Consider the following 17,952-nt stretch of genomic DNA (forward strand, 5'->3'; position numbering starts at 1 on the left):
CTTCCCGGTCCGTCCCGGCTTCCCGGTCCGTCCCGGCTTCCCGGTCCGTCCCGGCCTCCCGCGCCTCCTCGGCCTCCCGGACCTTCCCGGTCTCCCGAGCCGGTCGGACGGGTCCGTCGGCCCAGGTGGGTTCGGTTGCCTGTGTTCTTTCGGCCTCCGCGAGGCGTTGGGGCTTCCGGGCTTTCAGGGGCTTCCCGGCCTGCCCGGCATTCCCGGCTTCCTGAGCCGGTCGGACGGGCCCGCCCGCCCAGGCCGGTCCGGCCGCCTGTGTCCTTTCGGCCTCGCCTGGGCGTGCGGGCTCGCCGAGGTGTGCGGGCTCCCCGCCCACCAGTGCCCACCACGCCACCAGCCCGAGGACCACGGCGGTCAGGACGGTCGAGGGGCCGCCGATGTCGGCGTACATGAAGTCGACGAGCTGCCAGACCAGCAGCCCGCAGGCGGCGAGGGCGCAGTCCGGTCCGGGGCCGGTGCGGTGGGCCCGGAACAGGCCGCGCAGGGCGAGGGCCAGCAGTGCCAGCCAGCCGCCCGCGAGGGCCAGCAGCCCGATCAGGCCCTGCTCGCTGAGGATCAGCAGGTACATGTTGTGCGGGGACAGCAGCGGCTGCCGTACGAAGCCGGAGCCCGCGCCGTCGGTGTCGCTGCCGGAGGACAGCGCGAGCGAGGCGTGCGCGTCGCGGTGCTCGGGGAAGCCCTTCAGCCCGACCCCGGTCAGCGGATGCTCGCGCCACATGCCGACCGCGGCCGCCCACATCGTGTACCGGTCGGTGACCGACTGGTCCGGGGCGTCCGTGACCTGCGTGATGCTGCCGACCCGCTCCTGGAGCATCGCCGAGCCCACCCCGAAGCCGCCGACCAGCACCACCCCGGCCGCGACCCCGACCGCCCCCACCTTCAGCGCCCGCACCGGCCCGGCCAGCACCAGCTGCACCGAGCAGGTCACCGCGGTCGCGATCCAGGCGCCCCGGCTGAAGGACAGCGCGAGCGGCACGCACAGGGCGAGCGCGGCCAGCGCGGCGACCGTCCGCCGCCGTACGCAGGTCCGGCCCAGTGCCAGCCCCACCGCGCAGACCAGCCCGAAGGACACCACCGTCGCCATGCCCATCACGTCCTGCGGCCCGAAGGTGCCGACCGCGCGGATCATCTCGCCCTGGTACGAGGCGCCGGTGCCGGTGACGAACTGGTGGACGCCCACCGCGCCCTGCCAGATCGCCAGCGCGACGAACGACCAGGCCAGCACCCGCAGGTCGCGCCGGTCCCGGACGAGCAGCAGCACCGCCGCCGGGACCAGCACGAACACCTGGAGATAGCGGCCGAGGCCGGTCAGTCCCTCGCCCGGCGAGGACGCGCCCGCCGCGGCGAGCGCGAGCCCCGCCACCGGCAGCCCGAGCACCACGGCGGCCGTGCGGGACAGCGGGCGCCGCCGCTGCCGTACCAGCCGGACCAGGCAGAACAGCACGACGAGCGCGGAGACCGCGTCCGCCGGCCCGGCGCCGCCCTCCCCGCCGGGCGGGACGGGCAGGGCCAGCAGGGCGATCACGGCGACGACCGGCAGCACCGGCGGCACGGACCGGGCGACGCCCGGGAGGGGCAGCACATGAGTCATGGGCGGGTTCAGCTCCCGGTCGGTCGCACGAGGGCGGCCGCGGTGCGCAGCAGGATGCACACGTCCTGCCACAGCGACCAGTTGTCGATGTACGCGTTGTCGAAGCGCGCCCGGTCCTCGATCGAGGTGTCGCCGCGCAGCCCGTACACCTGGGCGAGCCCGGTGATGCCGACCCGCATCCGGTGCCGGGCCGCGTAACCGGGGTAGGTCTGGCTGAACTGGCCGACGAAGAAGGGCCGTTCGGGGCGCGGCCCGACCAGGCTCATGTCGCCCCGCAGCACGTTCCACAACTGGAGCAGCTCGTCCAGCGAACTCTTGCGCAGGAACCGGCAGAACGGGTTCATCCGCACCTCGCCGGCCACGCTCCAGCGGGTCGCGGACTCGTGGTCGTCGACCGGGCGCAGGGTGCGGAACTTCAGCAGCGTGAACGGGAGCCCGTCCTTGCCGATGCGCTCCTGACGGAAGACCACCCCCGGCCCGTCGGTGCACCGCAGCACCGCCGCGCACACCAGCAGCAGCGGGCTGATCAGCAGCAGCAGCGCCCCCGACACCGAGACGTCGAGGAGCCGCTTGCCGAGGCTGCCCCACCGCTCGGACCCCAGGTCCAGCCGGCGGCAGGCGAACCCGGCGAGCCGCTCCCGGGCGGTGTACGAGGGCGAGTCGGCGTCGACCTCCCACACCGAGCAACCGGAGGCGGCCAGCGCCCGCAGCAGCGGGCCCTGCTTGGAGCGGACGGCGGGGTGGACGCACAGGACGTCCCGGACGCCGTTCTGGATGAGGGCCCGCTGCACCTCCTGGCCGGTGGTCAGCACGGGCAGCCCGTCGGGGCCGTCCGGCCGCTCCGCGACCACGCCCACCGGCCGCACCCCGCAGCGCGGGTGGCGCAGCAGCGCGGCGGCCACCCGCTGGGCGGTCGCGTCGGGTCCGATGACGAGCGCGGCGCGCGGATGCCGGACCATCGCCCGGCGGTGGCGCAGATGGACGAGCGCCCGCCCGGCGCAGGCGGTCAGGGCCTGCGCGGCGCAGCCGGTGGCCAGGGTGTGCGCGGTGAGCGCGTGCGCCGGGTGCCAGGCCGCGGCGAGCGCCCCCAGCGCCAGCCAGGCCACCGTGATCCGGCCGCAGACGGTGGGCAGCTCGTCCAGCACACCTCTCACGGGTGGCTGCCACCGGGGCCGCACCGCTAAGGCCAGCGCCGCCAGCACGGCCATCAGGGCCCGGTGATGGCCCGCCAGGAGCAGCACCGCCCCGCCCGCCAGCGCGGCGAGGCCGTCGGCGAGCAGCAGCAGCGGGGGCGCGGCGGGCCGGACCGGGGGACGCCGGGCGGGGAACCGGAAGCCCGCGCCGGTGCTTTCCGGCCGGGGGATGACCGACAGGGGCGGATAGCCGCCCTGGACGCCGGGCGGGGTGGCGGTCGATTGCGCAGTACTTTCCGCAGTCACGGGTGGATGGACTCCCTGGACTCGGTGGGCACGACCCGGGGCGCGGGCCTGAGGCACAGCAGGTCGCGGTACACGTCCGCGACTGCGGCTGCCGTGCGCCGCACATCGTGCGTGGACAGGACGTGACGGCGCCCGTGCTCGCCGAGCGAGGTCCGCAGCGGCGCGTCGGACAGCAGGGCGGCGACGGCCCGGGACAGCCCCGCCGGATCGCCGGCGGGCACCAGACAGCGGGGGACGAGCGCGGCCGGCAGGCTCTCCCGGGCGCCGTCCACCTCGGTCACCACCACCGGCCGCCCGCAGGCCAGCGCCTCCAGCGGGGCCAGCGCCATGCCCTCCCAGCGGGAGGGCAGCACCACCAGGTCGGCGGCCCGGTACCAGGGGACGGTGTCGTCGACGGCCCCCGCGAACAGCACCGACTCCGGCGCCCCGGCCCGCAGCCGCTCCGCGTCCGGACCGTCCCCGACGAGCACCAGCCGCGCCCCGGGCACCTTCCGCACGACGTCCGCCCAGGCCTCGAGCAGCACGTCCTGCCCCTTCTGCCGGCACAGCCGCCCGACGCACACCGCGAGCGGTGCGGCCGGGTCGACCTCCGGCAGGAGGGCGGCGCGTACGGCGTCGGCGGCACCGGGGTGGAAGCGCTCGGTGTCGACGCCGTTGGGGACGACGCTCCACCGGCCGGTGATCCCCGCGCCGAGCCCGGTCGTGCGTTCCGCCTCGCTCACGCACACCAGCCGGCCGGCCCAGCGTGCCCCGAACCGCTCCCACTTCAGGGCGAGCGCGGCGGTGGTCCCGCCGACCGCCTCGAAGGACCAGGCGTGCGGCTGGAACACGGTCGGGATCCGCCCCCGCACGGCGAGCCGGCCGGCCAGTCCCGCCTTCGCACTGTGGGCGTGCACCAGTGCGGGGCGTACCTGGTCGAGCAGGCGTACGAGTCGTCGTACCTCACCCGGCAGCGAGGGCCCGGGGGACCGGGTCGCCTCCCAGCGCCGCACCTGGGCGCCCAGTGCGCGCAGGCCGTCGGCGAAGGGGCTGTCGGGGCAGGCCACGGTGACCTGCAGCCCGGCCGCGAGCTGGGCCCGCGTCAGGTCGGTGACGACGCGGGCGACGCCGCCGTCAACCGGCTGGGTGAGATGCAGGACCCGGGTTCCGACGTCGGGTTCTGGCTGGTGCATCGCGCGGTTTCCTCGCTCACGGTGGCGCTCGGGACGGGCCGGAACGCGCCGACTTCTTCGTCCGTGTCCCGGTCGCCGCGAAGAGCGCCCCGGTCCACGCCGCGTCCCGGTGGAAAACGAGCCTGAACGTCCGCTGGTCACCACCGCGCCGCAACCCGCGCCGAGATCGAACACGTCACCGCAACGGCCCACGATGTCGGCCTGCGCCGGGACGTGCGCCGCCGGAGCCGCCCCGACCCGCTGATCACCGTGTTCAACACATCGTCGGATGGGCAGACCGGCTCGCCTGATGCCGAGGTGGGAGCGGTGCGACCGGGTGGCGGTCGAGCGCACGAGCGAATCAGTTCACTCCTTTGGCGGCACAACCCCGGGCGGCGCAGCGCGTTGACACAGCGCCGGGCATCCCCGCCCGGGTGTTGGTGTCAAAACCCCAAGGAGCACTTCTCCATGTCGCGTATCGCGAAGGGCCTGGTCCTGACCTCCGTTGCCGCTGCGGCCGTCGCCGGCGCCTCCGGCATCGCCGCCGCCGACAGCGGCGCGAGCGGTGTCGCCGAGCACTCCCCGGGCGTGCTCTCGGGCAACGTCGTCCAGGCCCCGATCCACATTCCGGTCAACGTCTGCGGCAACACCGTCAACATCGTCGGTCTGCTGAACCCGGCCTTCGGGAACACCTGCGTCAACGACTGACGTCACCTCACGTCCTCGTCGAACGGCCGCCCTCCCCCCGGGAGAGCGGCCGTTCGGCGTCGCCCATCCCCTTGATCAGTGATCCCTCTGGAAGGAACCCGATGAAGTCCCTCAAGGCCGCCGTCGTCGTCGCAGGGTCCGTCGTCCTCGCCGGCGTCGCCGCACCCGCGTTCGCCCACGAAGCCGCCGACCTCACGCCCACCAGCCTCAACGGTGCCGTGAACACCCTCACCAAGGGCGATCTCACCGCCCGGGACGTGATGCCGCTCCAGCAGCAGTCGAACGCGCTCGACACCGAGAACAAGGGCTCCCTCCTGAACACGGTCAACGGCGCGGCCGGCGCCCTCAACCAGCACACCCGGCTGCTCGGCGGGCTCCCCCTGAACGGCTGACCCACCCCTTCCGCGGGGCCGGTCCCGTACGGACGGGACCGGCGTCCCTCGTTCGTGTGGAGCACCCCCCGGGCGTCCCCCGGTCGGGTGAGAACACCCCCGGCCGCCCGCCGTAGCGCTTATAGGGTCGCGCGGTGACCTCAACCCCAAGCACAACCCGCCCCTTCAGCGTGGCCGACCTGGGCACCCTCGTCGTGATGCCGTGGAGCGGCGAGGCCCCCGACGGCAGCGACATGCCCTACCTGCTCGCCTACTCCCTCGGCGACGCCGCGGACGGCGGCGCGGAGACCACCGCCGTCGCCATCGAGCGGCTGCTCGGCGACAACGGTCTGCCCGTCGGCGGCGACCTCGTCGACGGCGCCGAACGGCCCAGCCTGCCGGTCACGCTGCTCGTCACGGCCGGCGCGGCCGTGCTGAACATGCCGATGCTCAACGCCCAGTGCGTGCCACCGCCCGAGTGGCTCGACGCCGTCGAGGCCCGCGGCTACGCCTACCTCGTCTTCACCACCCGTCCGTGGCCCGAGGCCGTCCCCGGCGAGCCCGTCGAGCCCGAGGCGCTGGCCGCGTTCGCGGGCGCCGAGGAGACCCTCACCGCGGCGGCCCACATCGTGCTGCCCGCCCGCAGTCTGCGCGGCTGACACCGGTGCCGGGGGCGGCCGAGCCGGAGCCCGCGGGCCCGGGGCCGAAGCCGCGGGCGGCGGGCGCCGGCCGCGGCTTCGCCGTGCTGCTCCTCCTGTGCGGCGCGGCCGGGTTGCTGGCCTCCTGGGTCATCACCCTCGACAAGTTCAAGCTGCTGGAGAACCCGGACTTCGTTCCGGGGTGCAGCCTGAACCCGGTGGTGTCCTGCGGCAGCGTCATGAAGAGCGACCAGGCCTCGGCGTTCGGGTTCCCCAACCCGATGCTGGGTCTGGTGGCGTACGGCGTCGTCGTGTGCGTCGGCATGAGCCTGCTGGCCGGCGCCGCCTTCCCCCGCTGGTACTGGCTCACCTTCACCGCCGGCTGCCTCTTCGGCGTGGGGTTCGTGACCTGGCTCCAGTTCCAGTCCCTGTACCGGATCAACGCGCTGTGCCTGTGGTGCTGTCTGGCCTGGATCGCCACCATCGTGCTGTTCTGGTACGTCGTCTCCTTCGACGTACGGCGGGAATTCCTGCCGGTACCGCCGGCCCTGCGCACCTTCTTCGCGGAGTTCACCTGGGTCCTGCCGCTGCTGCAGCTCGGCGTCGTCGGCATGCTGATCCTGACCCGCTGGTGGGATTTCTGGACGAGCTGACGATGTGCTCGTAGCACTACTGCGGCAGTCGGGGGAATTGTGAACTGGTGGCGATTTCCGACTCGTTACCGGCTACGGACGCACAGCCCCCAGAACCGACGAAAGGGCCCGTACCCGAGATGAAGCCGACCACCCGAGGAACCCTCGCCGCCGTGCTGACGTGTGTGGCCGCCGCGGCCGGAGCCGCCGTCGCGACCCCCGCCGCGGCGGTCGGCACGGTCCCCGTCCCCGTCCCGCTGAACGGCCTGGAGAACTCCCTCGGCATGGAACTGCCCGAGGTCGGCGGCGAGGTCCCGCTGCCGACGCCGGGCTCGCCCGAGGGCCCGCGCTATGCCGAGGGCCGGCTGATCCCCGAGCGGGCCGTCCCGCAGCTCCCCGTCAGCGCCGGTCTGCCCGGCGCCGGCGTCCGGGCACCCCTGCCGGAGCTCCTCGGCAGCGGCTTCCAGCACCTCGGCCTCGACGCCCCCGCCACCGACCTGCGCACCCTCGGCCCCGGCCTGGCCCTGGACGCCCCCCTCACCCCGCCGAACCCGGACAACTTCGGCCTGCCGGAGCCGAAGCTGCCCCAGGCGGGCGTACTCACCCCCGTCCTCCAGGCCGTACCGGTCGCGAACCTCGGCCTGGGGCAGGGCCTCTAGGCCACGGCGCCGACGACGGCGCGGCAACGGGCCCGGACGGCCCCCCGTCCGGGCCCGTCCGTGTGCTTCGGGTGCTTCGTGGTGACCCGGGGGGCCGCCGGGCGGTTACCGCTACGGACAACCGCACACGAGAAGGAGCACCCCATGGTCGTCGACGTCGACGGAGTACCCGTGTCCACGAGGCAGCCCGGGCCGGCGAGAGCCGGTACCCGGCGGGAGATGCTGCGCGGGCTGCTCGGCGTCGCCGCCGGCCTCGCGCTCGTCCCGGTCGTCGCCGCCTCCTGGCCCCCCGGCCCGCTGGACGGCGCGCACGGCACGGGCGGAGCGGGCGGCGCGGCCGGCACCGGCTTCGACGAGGTGTACCGCGGCCGCCGCATCCGGGGCGTCCTCACCCCGGCCGGCCGCTCGGCCGCCGACGGCGCGCAGTGGGAGGTCACCGTCGACGGCCGCCCGCTGCACCTGATGCGCCGGGCCGACGGCACCTGGCTGAGCATGGTCGACCACTACCGCTCGTACCGCACCCCGCTGGAGGCCGCCCGCGCCGCCGTGGACGAGCTCGGCCCGGGCGAGATGCTGCGCGGGAGCGACGCCCCGGCGTACGGCGACCACCCGCACGACATGGGGGGACGCCATGGTCTACACGCGTAAGGACGTCAGCACCCTGACCGCCGACGAACGCCGACGGTTCGTGAAGGCGATGCTGGAGGTCAAACGGCGGGGCGAGTACGACGAGTTCGTACGGATGCACATCGACCACTACGTCTCCGACGGCGAGGGCGGCCTGCGTACGGCCCACATGGCGCCCTCCTTCCTGGCCTGGCACCGGCGGTTCCTGCTGGAACTGGAGAAGGCGCTGCGCCGGGTCGACCCCTCGGTGACCGTGCCGTACTGGGACTGGACGCGCGACCGCACCGCGACCGCCGCGCCCTGGACCGCGGACCTCCTCGGCGGCAACGGACGCGCCTCCGACCGCCAGGTCACCACCGGGCCGTTCGCCTACGCCACCGGCAACTGGACCCTGAAGGAGAACGTCACCGACGGCGAGTTCCTCACCCGGGACCTCGGCCGCTCCGCCAACCCCATCGAGCTGCCCACCGCGGCCGAACTGGAATGGGCCCTGAAGGACCCGGTCTACGACACCGCGCCCTGGGACTCGACGGTCACCGAGGGCTTCCGCAACAAGCTGGAGGGCTGGGGCACCGGGCGGGGCAGCGCCGCCTGGCGCAACCACAACCGGGTGCACCGGTGGGTCGGCGGGGAGATGCTGGGCGGCGCCTCCGTCAACGACCCCGTGTTCTGGCTCCACCACGCCTTCATCGACCTGGTGTGGACCCGCTGGCAGGCCCGCCACCGCGTCCACCGCTATCTGCCCGCCGAACCGCCCGGCGAGGCGAGCCGGCAGTACCGCCGGGTCGTCGCCCGCAAGGAGAAGCTGCCGCCGTGGAACGTGACACCGGATCAGCTGGAGGACGTGTCGGGGATCTACCGGTACGCGTAGGCCCGTAGGCGGGACACGCGAGAGCCCCGGCGCTCGAGGTGCCGGGGCTCTGCCGATGCGTGGGGGACGCGTGCGTCAGTCGCCGTAGCCGGCGCCGCCGTGCCGGCCGCCGCCGTTGCTGGAGCTGCTGCCGTGGCGGTCGTGACCGTAGTCGCCGCCGTGCTCCTTGCCCTTGTCGTGGCCGCTGACGTTGGCGCAGGTGTTGCCGAAGGCCGGGTTCAGCAGGGCGATGACGTTGACGGTGTTGCCGCAGAGGTTGACCGGGACGTGGACCGGAACCTGGACGACGTTGCCCGACAGGACACCCGGCGAGCCAACGGCCGCACCCTGCGCACCCGCGTCCGCCATGGCCAGGCCGGCCCCGCTGACCACCGCGGCGCCGGTGCCCAGGGCAACGGCCGCCACCTTCGCGATGCGAGACATCACGTTCTCCTTAGTGATTCGGTTCGCGCGACAGCAGGGAACGCCGTCGCACACGCCGTTCAACGCGGCCACCCCGGCCGGGTCACGGCGCGTCGGTCCGGATCACCCTTTTTGAACAGGAGAGACCTACAGACGGGTGCCTAGACCGCCCGGAGGTGTGTCGCGACGAAGGCGGTGAGCGTGGCGACGGACTCCAGGCTGTCCAGGCTCAGGTCCAGCGCGGCGACGTCCACGCCGAACCGGGCGTCGATCGCGCCCAGCAGGACCACCCCGGCCAGCGAGGTGAGGGCGATCTCCGGGCCGAACAGGGGGGTGTCCGCGGGGAGTTTCCCCACCACGTCCGGATCCAGCCGGGCCGCCTCGGCGATCATCGAGCGCAGTTCCCGCTCCACCGCGGGCGGGTCCTGGATGTCGGTCACGCCTCGGCGTCCTCTCGGTCGGATACGTGCAGATAGGGGGGCGGCTTCGGAAGCTCGCCGTGCAGCGCGCGCCCGAGGACGGCCGAGTCGGGCGTCGCGCCCTCGGTGTCCTCCACCCGGCGCAGGCCCGCCTGGCGGAGCAGGATCCGCATCTCCAGGTTGGCGTCCGTCGGACGCAGGGTCACCCGGAACTCCTCGGCACCGGCCCGCCGGGCCCGTCCCATCAGCCAGAACAGGAAGGCCGCCGCCGCGCCCCGGCCGGCCACCCGGCAGGAGAGGGCGAGCAGCGGGACGGACCAGGTGCCCGTGCCCGTGCCCGCGCCGGTGCGGTCGACGAGTGCGGCGCCGATGACGCCGTATGCGCCGAAGCGGTCCGTCATCCGTGCCGTGTACAGCTCGTGCCCGTCCGAGGCGGCCAGCTCGCCCAGCCGGTCCGGGGTGAGGCCGGAGGAGTTCAGCCGGTGGGTGCGGGCGGCGAGCTCCAGGGCGCGCGGGACCTCCTCGGGCGTGGCCGTGCCGACCGTGAGCCGCATGGCGCACCAGCTCAGGAACTCCTCCCGGCTGCCGTGGAAGCGTTCGCCCTCGGCCCGGCGGGCCTCCTCGGTGCGGTAGCGGTCGACCCGGGCGCGTGACTCGGGGGTGACCTCCCGGCCCTCGAACGCGGCCAGCAGCGCGGGCACGTCCTCGGGGGCGAGGGTGCCCACGGCGGGCAGCAGGGCCTCGACCTCGGCGCGCTCGTAGGGCGAGTCGTCGACCAGGACGAGGGCGTCCACGGCGATCCCGAGGTTCTCGGCGATTCTGCGCAGCGACTCGCTCTTGTCCTGCCAGGACACCTGCGGGGCGAGGAACCGCTCGCGCACCTCCGGCCGGCCGGCCGCGAGCCGGTCGAGCACGGCGGGCGCGCTGCGGCTCGCGATGCTGCTGAGCACGCCGCGGGCCGCGAGCGCGTCGATCGCGGCCAGCATCTCGGGGCGGGGGACGGGCAGTTCGTCGGTGGGGGACTCGACGGCGATGTCGTCCCAGAGGGTGCCGTCGAGGTCCCAGACGACGCACTTGACGCGGTCGGCGTCGAAGGCGGTCATCGCTCACCCCGGGGCAGGAACAGCTTCATCGAGAGGCTGGTGGGGTCGAATCCGAACTTGCGGTAGACCGTGCGCATCGGGACGTTGCCTACATGGACCCGGCCGGTGACCTCGGTGATGCCGCCCGCCAGACAGAACTCCAGGCCCGCGGTGAGGAGGAGTTCGGCGACATCGCTGCGGTTGTCCACCGGGGAGACCGCCAGGGAGCGGAAGTTGGCGTAGCGGTCGCCGGTCATCGCGTTCTGGTTGATGCTCACCCAGCACCAGCCGACGGGCTCCTCGCCCGGACGCCCGGCGACGATCATGCCCTCCTTCGACTTCTCCATCGCCTTGCCGAGGCGGGCCGCCCAGCGGACCGGGTCGTCGATGGCGTCCTCGCCGAAGGAGACCCGGGCGATCTCGGCCTCGAACGCCCCGATCGCCGGAAGGTCGCGCTCGTCGGCCTGCCGGGTGACATAGGGGTGCGTGCGCTTCTCGAGGGCGGCACGGTCCTCGGGGGACGGGGGGTGCCAGCCGATCGTGCGGGTGCCGGGGGTGCCGGGGGTGCCGGGGGTGCCGGGGGTGTTGGGGGTGCCGGTACGGGCAGGTGCCGTCTGCTGGACGGGTGCCGCGGGCCTCTGCCCGGCCGGCGCGGGAGCCTGCTGCCGCGCCTCCGGCGGCTCCGGCGCCTCCGAGACCAGCCGTCCCGGCCGGAACGGCCCCTTCCCGCAGTTCGGGCAGCCCTCGGCGCGCAGGGCCGCGACCTGGCTCCAGCGGGCGCCGGGGCCGACGCGGACCTTGTGCCCGCAGGCCACGCACTCGTACTCGCGCTGCCGGGTCCGCTTGTCGCCCGTGTACAGGGGGCCGCTGTAGTCGCCCTGGCGGGAGGCGGTGGAGGTGGTGGTGAGCAGCTGCTGGAAGAAGCCGACACCGCCGAGGATGCCGCTGCCCTCGTACTCGTTGAAGTTGCGGATGTAGCCGTTGGTGACCAGGCCCAGGGCCATGATCTCCCGCTGGACCTCCAGCATCTCGTCCGGGCTCTTGCCGCCGAAGGAGAAGAAGACGCTGTGCGCGGGACCGGGCCGCAGGCCCTCCACGGCGCGGGACAGGAAGAGCCGGGCGCCTTCGGGGGTGTACGGCGGGTCGGTCATGGCGACGTCATGCTGCCCGTGCAGGTGCTCGGGCAGGGGCTGGCGCAGATCGTGCCGCACCGTCTCGACGCGGGTGCCGAGTCCCCCCGCCACCTTCTGGATGTAGTCGAGGATCTCGGCGGAGATGTCGACCACGGTCACCCGCTCGACGATCGGCCCGCCCAGCACGTCGCCCACGACGGCCACGGCCAGCGACACCAGGTCGTCGTCGCCGACGAGCAGCAGCGAGCCGCCCGGCAGCGCGCCCGCCGTCAGCAGCGCCAGCACCCGGCGCACCTTGGTCTCGGCCGTGCAGTGCGACTGGTCGATCGCCATGTCGGCGGCGGGACCGGACTCCATGAGCGCCCGCAGCCGTCGTACGGCCTCGTCCAGCACCTCGGGGATCACCAGCTCACGGCCGTCGCAGGTGCGGCAGGTGGCGTCCAGGGTGAGGTCCATGCCGAGCTGTGCGACGAGGTCCGAGCCGGCCTCGGTCAGCCGGGACGGGCGCTCCCTGGTGACGAGACCGCGGCGCCGCAGCTCGTTCCCCAGGGCGGCCACGATCGGCACCGGCAGGCCGGTGGCCCGGCTGAGGTCCTTGGTGGAGGCGGGGGCCAGACGGCGCAGCGCACGCAGCACGGACCGCACTCCGGGCGGGCCCTCCTGAAGCCGGACGGCGTCCGCGACTTCCGTGAGCAGTTGATCGGCGGTGGTACTCCGGGGGTGCCGACGCGCGTTCGTCACAATGCTGCTCCAGGGAAGCTGATGGATTCCGTGGGTATCGAGTATACGGGCTGGTAGGCGCCCCGATCGGACTCGGTACGGCGGCCGGGAATGCGAAGCGGGAAGAGGAATTCCGGCGACGGTCCCGCACTGCTGCGGCGGATGGCATTCCGCGCCCTCGGACGGAAAGGTTTACCGGAATTCACCACATCGTTTTCCGGCCGAATATGCCCCCGGTCTTCCCGCCCCCTTGACGGGACGCGCTCGCGAGCCCCATAGCGCCCCGGATGCTAGGCTTGGCCCGACCGAGCGCCCGTAACCGGCCTCGCGACCTTCCTCTTCAGCCGCGCGGACCAGCGCTGATCTATCTGAAAGGAGACGGGGGCAGCGGTTCCTCACCCCCGGTTCCCCATGACCAACTCCACCGACCTCGCCACCGAGGGCATAAACGTCGACGATCTGTGCTCTTATGCCGTCGACGTATGGGTGAGCGACCACAGCATCCTGACCGACGAGGAGCGCCTCCTCCAGGTGCTGCGCACGGCCGCCGAAAAGGGAAACGCCACGGTACTCGGTGAGGCGTCGCACGTTTTCCCGAACGGCGCCGTGACCGCCATTCTCCTGCTTTCCGCCTCGCATCTGAGCATTCACACCTGGCCCGAATTCAGCCTGGCGAACGTCGACCTGCTCGCGTACGGCCGGCTGAACGGCGAGCGGATGATGCAGAGCGTGGAGCTCGGCCTTTCGCCGACGAAGATCAACGTGACGCGCATGCTGCGCGCCGTGCACTGACGCGTCCCCGTTGTCCCGCTGACTCCGTCATGCATTCCGTGCAGGTCTCGTGGGCGCGCTCGGCCGACGCCCACGAGGGGCTGCTGGAAACGCTCGATCCCGTGGAGCGCGCCCGCTACACGGCGACGGTGGACCCCGCCGGCCGGAACCGCTTCCTCGTCGGCTGCGCGCTGAGCCGCCGGCTCCTGGGCGAGCGGCTCGGCGTACCCCCCGAGGACGTACCCCTGCGGCGGGTCTGCCCGACCTGCGGCGGCCCGCACGGCAAGCCCCGGCTGGCGGTCCCCGCCGGGTACGACTTCTCGGTCACCCACAGCGGCGACGTCGTGGGCGTGGCCGTGTGCCGGGGCGCCGAGGTGGGCCTGGACGTCGAGGAGGCCGGCACCGCTCTCGACGTCGACGCCGCGGCCCGTACGGCGCTCTCCGCCCGGGAGTCGGCCGCCCTCCACTCCCTCCCCCCGGACGAGCGGGGGCCCGCCTTCCTGCGGATCTGGACGCGGAAGGAAGCGGTGCTCAAAGCGCTCGGCGTGGGCCTGCGCGCGCCCCTGCGGGACCTGGAGGTGTCCGGCCCAGACGCCGCCCCGGCGGTACTGACCTGGCCGGACGCGCTCGCCGATCACCCGCGGACGACCCTGACCGACCTGACGGTGGACGGCGCCCATCCGGCGGCGCTGGCGGTGACGGCCGGAGACGGGCGAGTGGCGTGAAAAAGCCCTCCCGAAGGGAGGGCGGAGACTTGCGCCCCCGGCAGGACTCGAACCTGCGGCCAAGCGCTTAGAAGGCGCCTGCTCTATCCACTGAGCTACGGGGGCCGGGTGGGGTGGCCTCGTACGTGCTGCCCGGGTGTGGGGCGATCCGTGACGTTGCCGGGGACAAGGATAGGGCTCCCGGTTCCTTGTCCTGGTTGCTTCGCCTCCGTGGCTCAATGTGGAGGTTCGGTGAAGCGGTCCTGATAATCGCAGGCAGGTGCGAATCGTGCACCGCTTTTAGCGTCTCGCGACCCGGGTGTTGTGCACTCGTTATGCCTGAGCTGTGCCTGTGTCCCGCTCGTCCCCTCCGTCCCTTGTGTCCTATCGGCGCGCAGACATGCCTATATGCTTCATAAATCCCCTAAAATTGGGCATTCTTCGCATGTGGTGACCTTGGACGTACGGCCTCAACTGCTCGACGCACTCTCCGCCCTGCGCGACCGTGTCGCCGCCGCACGCTACCCGCTGCCCCTGGCGGGCGCGCCACGCGCGCGTGCCAACCGCGACGAACTGCTCGCCCAGCTCGACGACTACCTGGTGCCCCGCCTCAGACAGCCCGAAGCACCGCTCCTGGCCGTCATCGGCGGTTCCACCGGCGCGGGCAAGTCGACCCTCGTCAACTCCCTGATCGGACGCCGCGTCAGCGAGGCGGGCGTGCTGCGGCCGACGACCCGGACCCCGGTGCTGGTCTGCCATCCGGAGGACCATCACTGGTTCAGCGGCATGCGCGTCCTGCCCGGCCTCACACGTGTGTGGGTGCCCCACCAGGAGCCCACGGACGACCTGTTGCTGCCCGGCGAGGACGGCCGGCGCGTCCTGCGCATCGAGACCGCCGAGACCCTCCCGCCCGGCCTCGCCCTCCTCGACGCCCCCGACATCGACTCCCTCATCGCCGACAACCGCGCCCTCGCCTCCGAACTGATCTGCGCCGCCGACATCTGGGTGATGGTCACCACGGCCGCCCGCTACGCCGACGCCGTGCCCTGGCATCTGCTGCGCACCGCCAAGGAGTACGACGCCACCCTCGTCACCGTCCTGGACCGCGTCCCCCACCAGGTCGTCGCCGAGGTGTCCCGGCAGTACGGCGCCCTGCTCACCAAGGCCGGCCTCGGTGACGTCCCCCGCTTCACCGTCCCCGAACTCCCCGAGTCCGCCTGGGGCGGTGGGCTGCTCCCGGCCACCGCCGTGGCCCCGCTGCGGGCCTGGCTCGTCCACCACGCCCAGGACCCCGGCGCCCGCCACCACGTCCTCGCCCGCACCGCCCACGGCGTCCTCGACTCCCTGAAGTCCCGGATGCCGGAACTCGCCGGCGCCGCCGCCGCGCAGTACGCCGCCGCCCTGCGGCTCACCACGGCCGTGGAGAAGGCGTACGACAGCGAGTACGCGCGCGTGCGGGGCCGCTTGCAGAACGGCGCCGTCCTCGCCGGGGACGCCCTCAAGCGCTGGCGGGCCTTCCCGCTGGACTGCACCGCGGGCGAACTCCTCGACGCCCTCGCGGAGAGCCTGGCCGCCCTCCTGCTGTGCGCCGTCACCGCCGCCGACGAACGCGTCGACGAGGCCTGGCGCCGCGAACCCGCCTCCGCCGCAGCGGCCCTGACGGACGCCGAGTCCACCCCGGAACACGCCGAACACCGCATCGGGATGGCCGTACGACGGTGGCGGCGTGAGCTGGAGGAGTACGCGGAGGACGAAGTACGCGCCCTGGAACGCGGCGCCGCACCCGACCCCGAGGCGGTCGCCGCCCTCGTCGCCACCGCCCTGCTGGGCGGCCGCCGCGCCCGCACCGCGGGCGAGGGCCTCGCCGAACGGCTCGGCGCGCACGGCGCGCTGCGGCTGCGCGACCGCGGCGGACGGCTGCTCACCGAACACCTGGACCGCGTCCTGCACGCCGAACGCGAGCGCCGCCTCGCCCCCCTCGACGGACTCGACGTCCACGCCGAACCCCAGGCCGAACTCATCGCCGCGCTGTCCGTACTGCAGAAGGAGAGGTGACCGGTGACCGCCGTCACTGACGAGGACCACACGGACCACACGGACCACACGGATCACTCGGCCCACGCGGCCGGCCGCGTCGGCAGGGGGCCCGAGGACGGCGGCCCGGGCGGGGCGCAGGCGAAGGACGCTCCCGAGGGCGCCCCCGGGAAGACCGCATCCCGCGCGGCGGCCGGTGACGCCGGTGCCGACCCCGTCGCCGAAGCGGCCGGCGCGTGGGACGACGGTCTCATCGCGCGCCGGGTGAACGAGGGCGCGGGCGGCGAGCAGGCCGCCGTGGTGGAGATCCGCACCGGTGCCGCACCGGCCGCGGGCCCGCCCGTCTACGACGGCCCCCTGCGGTCCCGGCTCGACGCCCTGCGCGAACTCGTGGGCCTGTCCCGCACCCGCCTCGACAACAGGACGCTCGCCGAGGCCGGCCAGGTGCTCGACGAGGCGGCGGCGCGGCGCAAGCTCTCCGGCCAGCACACCGTCGTCGCCCTCGCCGGCGCCACCGGCAGCGGCAAGTCCCAGCTGTTCAACGCCCTCGCCGGGGTGCCCATCTCGGAGACCGGCGTACGGCGTCCGACCACCGCCGCGCCCATCGCGTGCAGTTGGAGCGACGGCGCCGCGAGCCTCATCGACCGCCTCGGCATCCCGGGCCGGCTGCGCCGACGGCCGGTGCAGAACGCGGAGGCGGAGGCCCAGCTGCGCGGACTCGTCCTGATCGACCTGCCCGACCACGACTCCGCCGCCGTACAGCACCGCGAACAGGTCGACCGCATCCTGAAGCTGGTCGACGCGGTCGTGTGGGTGGTGGACCCCGAGAAGTACGCCGACGCCATGCTCCACGAGCGGTATCTGCGGCCCCTGGCGGGGCACGCCGAGGTGATGTTCGTCGTCCTCAACCAGGTCGACCGGCTGCCCGGCGAGGCCGCCGAACTGGTCCTCGACGATCTGCGCCGGCTCCTCGACGAGGACGGCATCGCCCTCGGCGAGTACGGCGAACCGGGCGCCACCGTCCTCGCGATGTCCGCGCTCACCGGCGACGGTGTCGGTGAACTGCGCGAGCTGCTCGGCCAGTTCGTCACGGAGCGCGGTGCGGCGGGCCGCCGGGTCTCGGCCGACGTGGACGCCGCCGCGGCCCGGCTGCGGCCCGTCTACGTCACCGGGCAGCGCACCGGGCTGAGCGAGGAGGCGCGGGAGGAGTTCTCCGACCGGCTCGCGGACGCGGTGGGTGCCACCGCGGCGGGCGAGGCGGCCGAGCGGGCCTGGCTGCGCAACGCGGGCCGGGCCTGCGGGACGCCGTGGCTGCGGCTGTGGCGGTGGTGCCAGTCCGGCGGGGACCCGGTCACCGGGCGGTTCCCGGCCCGCGCCCAGGCCGACGAGGAGGCCACGGCCCGCCAGCGGGTCGAACAGGCGGTGCGGACGGTGTCCGAACGGGCCTCCGCCGGGCTGCCCGCGCCCTGGGCGCAGGCGGTGCGGGAGGCGGCCGTACGCGGCTCCCAGGGGCTGCCCGAGGCGCTGGACGAGCTGGCCGCGCGGGCCGGACTGCCGCCCGGGCGGCCACCGCGGCCGGGGTGGTGGCCGGTGGCGGTGCTGGCGCAGGCGGCCATGACGCTGCTTCAGGTCGTCGGCGGGCTGTGGCTGGTGGGGCAGATCGCCGGGGTCATGGACCCGAACCTGGGGGTGCCGGTGCTGCTGATGGTGGCCGGGATCGTCGGCGGTCCGCTGGTGGAGTGGAGCTGCCGGCTGGCGGCCCGCGGCCCGGCCCGGCGGTACGGGCAGGACGCGGAACGGCGTCTGCGGGAGGCCGCCGCCGGCTGCGGCCGGGCCCGGGTCCTGGATCCCCTGGCGGCGGAGCTGCTGCGGTACCGGGAGGTACGGGAGCAGTACGGGAGGGTGGTGGGGGCGGGGGCGCGCTGAGCGGGGAGTGATCCACCGGTTGATCTGCGTGGCTCACTCGTCCGGGTGGCGGAGTTGTCCAC

The 17,952-nt window shown here is 74.0% G+C and carries 17 protein-coding genes, 1 tRNA gene and 1 pseudogene; 11 read left to right on the forward strand and 8 right to left on the reverse strand.

The features are described 5' to 3' along the window. Positions 1 to 283: 283 nt before the first annotated feature. From AQJ64_RS20185 to AQJ64_RS20195, 3 genes and pseudogenes are all read right to left on the reverse strand, one after another. A pseudogene (locus AQJ64_RS20185) lies at positions 284 to 1,603 on the reverse strand (O-antigen ligase family protein); the annotation flags it as partial. A gap of 8 nt (positions 1,604 to 1,611) precedes the next feature. Beyond that, positions 1,612 to 3,042: an exopolysaccharide biosynthesis polyprenyl glycosylphosphotransferase gene (locus AQJ64_RS20190; protein WP_211286494.1), complete on the reverse strand. Its 1,431-nt coding sequence runs from the start codon at positions 3,040 to 3,042 to the stop codon at positions 1,612 to 1,614. Then, entirely contained in the window at positions 3,039 to 4,214 is a 1,176-nt protein-coding gene (locus AQJ64_RS20195) for a glycosyltransferase (protein WP_059202836.1), read from the reverse strand. Before AQJ64_RS20195 ends, AQJ64_RS20190 begins: the two co-directional genes overlap by 4 nt. A 447-nt stretch (positions 4,215 to 4,661) precedes the next feature. Between AQJ64_RS20195 and AQJ64_RS20200 the strand changes: the two genes are divergently transcribed. From AQJ64_RS20200 to AQJ64_RS20230, 7 genes are all read left to right on the forward strand, one after another. After that, positions 4,662 to 4,901, forward strand: a complete 240-nt coding sequence (locus AQJ64_RS20200; protein ID WP_055635825.1) for a chaplin — start codon at positions 4,662 to 4,664, stop codon at positions 4,899 to 4,901. Between the two features lie 101 nt (positions 4,902 to 5,002). Continuing rightward, a complete protein-coding gene (locus AQJ64_RS20205; protein ID WP_055635826.1) occupies positions 5,003 to 5,293 on the forward strand; it encodes a hypothetical protein in 291 nt (96 codons plus the stop codon). Between the two features lie 134 nt (positions 5,294 to 5,427). After that, entirely contained in the window at positions 5,428 to 5,931 is a 504-nt protein-coding gene (locus tag AQJ64_RS20210; RefSeq protein WP_055635827.1) for a DUF5949 family protein, read from the forward strand. Between the two features lie 5 nt (positions 5,932 to 5,936). Continuing rightward, complete coding sequence (locus tag AQJ64_RS20215; RefSeq protein ID WP_055635828.1) at positions 5,937 to 6,563, forward strand: vitamin K epoxide reductase family protein; 627 nt, start codon at positions 5,937 to 5,939, stop codon at positions 6,561 to 6,563. 119 nt (positions 6,564 to 6,682) lie between these two features. Further along, the gene (locus AQJ64_RS20220) at positions 6,683 to 7,201 is read left to right on the forward strand and encodes a hypothetical protein (protein WP_055635829.1); all 519 of its coding nucleotides are present in this window, start codon (positions 6,683 to 6,685) and stop codon (positions 7,199 to 7,201) included. 144 nt (positions 7,202 to 7,345) lie between these two features. After that, complete coding sequence (locus AQJ64_RS20225) at positions 7,346 to 7,849, forward strand: tyrosinase cofactor (protein ID WP_055635830.1); 504 nt, start codon at positions 7,346 to 7,348, stop codon at positions 7,847 to 7,849. Continuing rightward, entirely contained in the window at positions 7,833 to 8,699 is an 867-nt protein-coding gene (locus AQJ64_RS20230) for a tyrosinase family protein (RefSeq protein WP_055635831.1), read from the forward strand. Before AQJ64_RS20225 ends, AQJ64_RS20230 begins: the two co-directional genes overlap by 17 nt. Before the next feature lie 75 nt (positions 8,700 to 8,774). Here AQJ64_RS20230 and AQJ64_RS20235 read toward each other — a convergent pair whose 3' ends face one another. The 4 genes from AQJ64_RS20235 to AQJ64_RS20250 form a co-directional block, all read right to left on the reverse strand. Next, positions 8,775 to 9,122 (reverse strand): chaplin, encoded by a 348-nt coding sequence (locus tag AQJ64_RS20235; protein ID WP_055635832.1) that lies wholly within the window; start codon positions 9,120 to 9,122, stop codon positions 8,775 to 8,777. A 140-nt stretch (positions 9,123 to 9,262) separates the two neighbouring features. Then, positions 9,263 to 9,541, reverse strand: coding sequence for an acyl carrier protein (locus AQJ64_RS20240; RefSeq protein WP_055635833.1), 279 nt, complete (start codon positions 9,539 to 9,541; stop codon positions 9,263 to 9,265). Next, the gene (locus tag AQJ64_RS20245) at positions 9,538 to 10,623 is read right to left on the reverse strand and encodes an HAD-IIIC family phosphatase (RefSeq protein ID WP_055635834.1); all 1,086 of its coding nucleotides are present in this window, start codon (positions 10,621 to 10,623) and stop codon (positions 9,538 to 9,540) included. Before AQJ64_RS20245 ends, AQJ64_RS20240 begins: the two co-directional genes overlap by 4 nt. Continuing rightward, on the reverse strand, positions 10,620 to 12,476 hold the full coding sequence (locus AQJ64_RS20250) for a GNAT family N-acetyltransferase (RefSeq protein WP_244902671.1): 1,857 nt from the start codon (positions 12,474 to 12,476) through the stop codon (positions 10,620 to 10,622). Before AQJ64_RS20250 ends, AQJ64_RS20245 begins: the two co-directional genes overlap by 4 nt. Before the next feature lie 390 nt (positions 12,477 to 12,866). Between AQJ64_RS20250 and AQJ64_RS20255 the strand changes: the two genes are divergently transcribed. Both AQJ64_RS20255 and AQJ64_RS20260 read left to right on the forward strand, forming a co-directional pair. Beyond that, complete coding sequence (locus AQJ64_RS20255) at positions 12,867 to 13,247, forward strand: S-adenosylmethionine decarboxylase family protein (RefSeq protein ID WP_055639048.1); 381 nt, start codon at positions 12,867 to 12,869, stop codon at positions 13,245 to 13,247. A gap of 29 nt (positions 13,248 to 13,276) precedes the next feature. Continuing rightward, positions 13,277 to 13,951: a 4'-phosphopantetheinyl transferase family protein gene (locus AQJ64_RS20260; protein ID WP_055639049.1), complete on the forward strand. Its 675-nt coding sequence runs from the start codon at positions 13,277 to 13,279 to the stop codon at positions 13,949 to 13,951. A gap of 32 nt (positions 13,952 to 13,983) precedes the next feature. Here AQJ64_RS20260 and AQJ64_RS20265 read toward each other — a convergent pair. Further along, positions 13,984 to 14,056, reverse strand: a tRNA-Arg gene (locus AQJ64_RS20265). A 321-nt stretch (positions 14,057 to 14,377) separates the two neighbouring features. Between AQJ64_RS20265 and AQJ64_RS20270 the strand changes: the two genes are divergently transcribed. Further along, the gene (locus tag AQJ64_RS20270) at positions 14,378 to 15,985 is read left to right on the forward strand and encodes a dynamin family protein (protein WP_055639050.1); all 1,608 of its coding nucleotides are present in this window, start codon (positions 14,378 to 14,380) and stop codon (positions 15,983 to 15,985) included. Positions 15,986 to 15,988: 3 nt separating this feature from the next. Next, complete coding sequence (locus AQJ64_RS20275) at positions 15,989 to 17,890, forward strand: YfjP family GTPase (protein WP_059202837.1); 1,902 nt, start codon at positions 15,989 to 15,991, stop codon at positions 17,888 to 17,890. Positions 17,891 to 17,952 lie beyond the last annotated feature (62 nt).

It is taken from the genome of Streptomyces griseoruber (genome assembly GCF_001514205.1).
GTDB lineage: Bacteria > Actinomycetota > Actinomycetes > Streptomycetales > Streptomycetaceae > Streptomyces > Streptomyces griseoruber.

Excerpts from the sequence above, each read along its gene's own strand:
- AQJ64_RS20195 (WP_059202836.1), bottom strand. The coding sequence starts at position 4,214 with ATGCACCAGCCAGAACCCGACGTCGGAACCCGGGTCCTGCATCTCACC.
- AQJ64_RS20200 (WP_055635825.1), top strand. The coding sequence starts at position 4,662 with ATGTCGCGTATCGCGAAGGGCCTGGTCCTGACCTCCGTTGCCGCTGCG.
- AQJ64_RS20205 (WP_055635826.1), top strand. The coding sequence starts at position 5,003 with ATGAAGTCCCTCAAGGCCGCCGTCGTCGTCGCAGGGTCCGTCGTCCTC.
- AQJ64_RS20220 (WP_055635829.1), top strand. The coding sequence starts at position 6,683 with ATGAAGCCGACCACCCGAGGAACCCTCGCCGCCGTGCTGACGTGTGTG.
- AQJ64_RS20225 (WP_055635830.1), top strand. The coding sequence starts at position 7,346 with ATGGTCGTCGACGTCGACGGAGTACCCGTGTCCACGAGGCAGCCCGGG.
- AQJ64_RS20230 (WP_055635831.1), top strand. The coding sequence starts at position 7,833 with ATGGTCTACACGCGTAAGGACGTCAGCACCCTGACCGCCGACGAACGC.
- AQJ64_RS20235 (WP_055635832.1), bottom strand. The coding sequence starts at position 9,122 with ATGTCTCGCATCGCGAAGGTGGCGGCCGTTGCCCTGGGCACCGGCGCC.
- AQJ64_RS20245 (WP_055635834.1), bottom strand. The coding sequence starts at position 10,623 with ATGACCGCCTTCGACGCCGACCGCGTCAAGTGCGTCGTCTGGGACCTC.
- AQJ64_RS20255 (WP_055639048.1), top strand. The coding sequence starts at position 12,867 with ATGACCAACTCCACCGACCTCGCCACCGAGGGCATAAACGTCGACGAT.
- AQJ64_RS20260 (WP_055639049.1), top strand. The coding sequence starts at position 13,277 with ATGCATTCCGTGCAGGTCTCGTGGGCGCGCTCGGCCGACGCCCACGAG.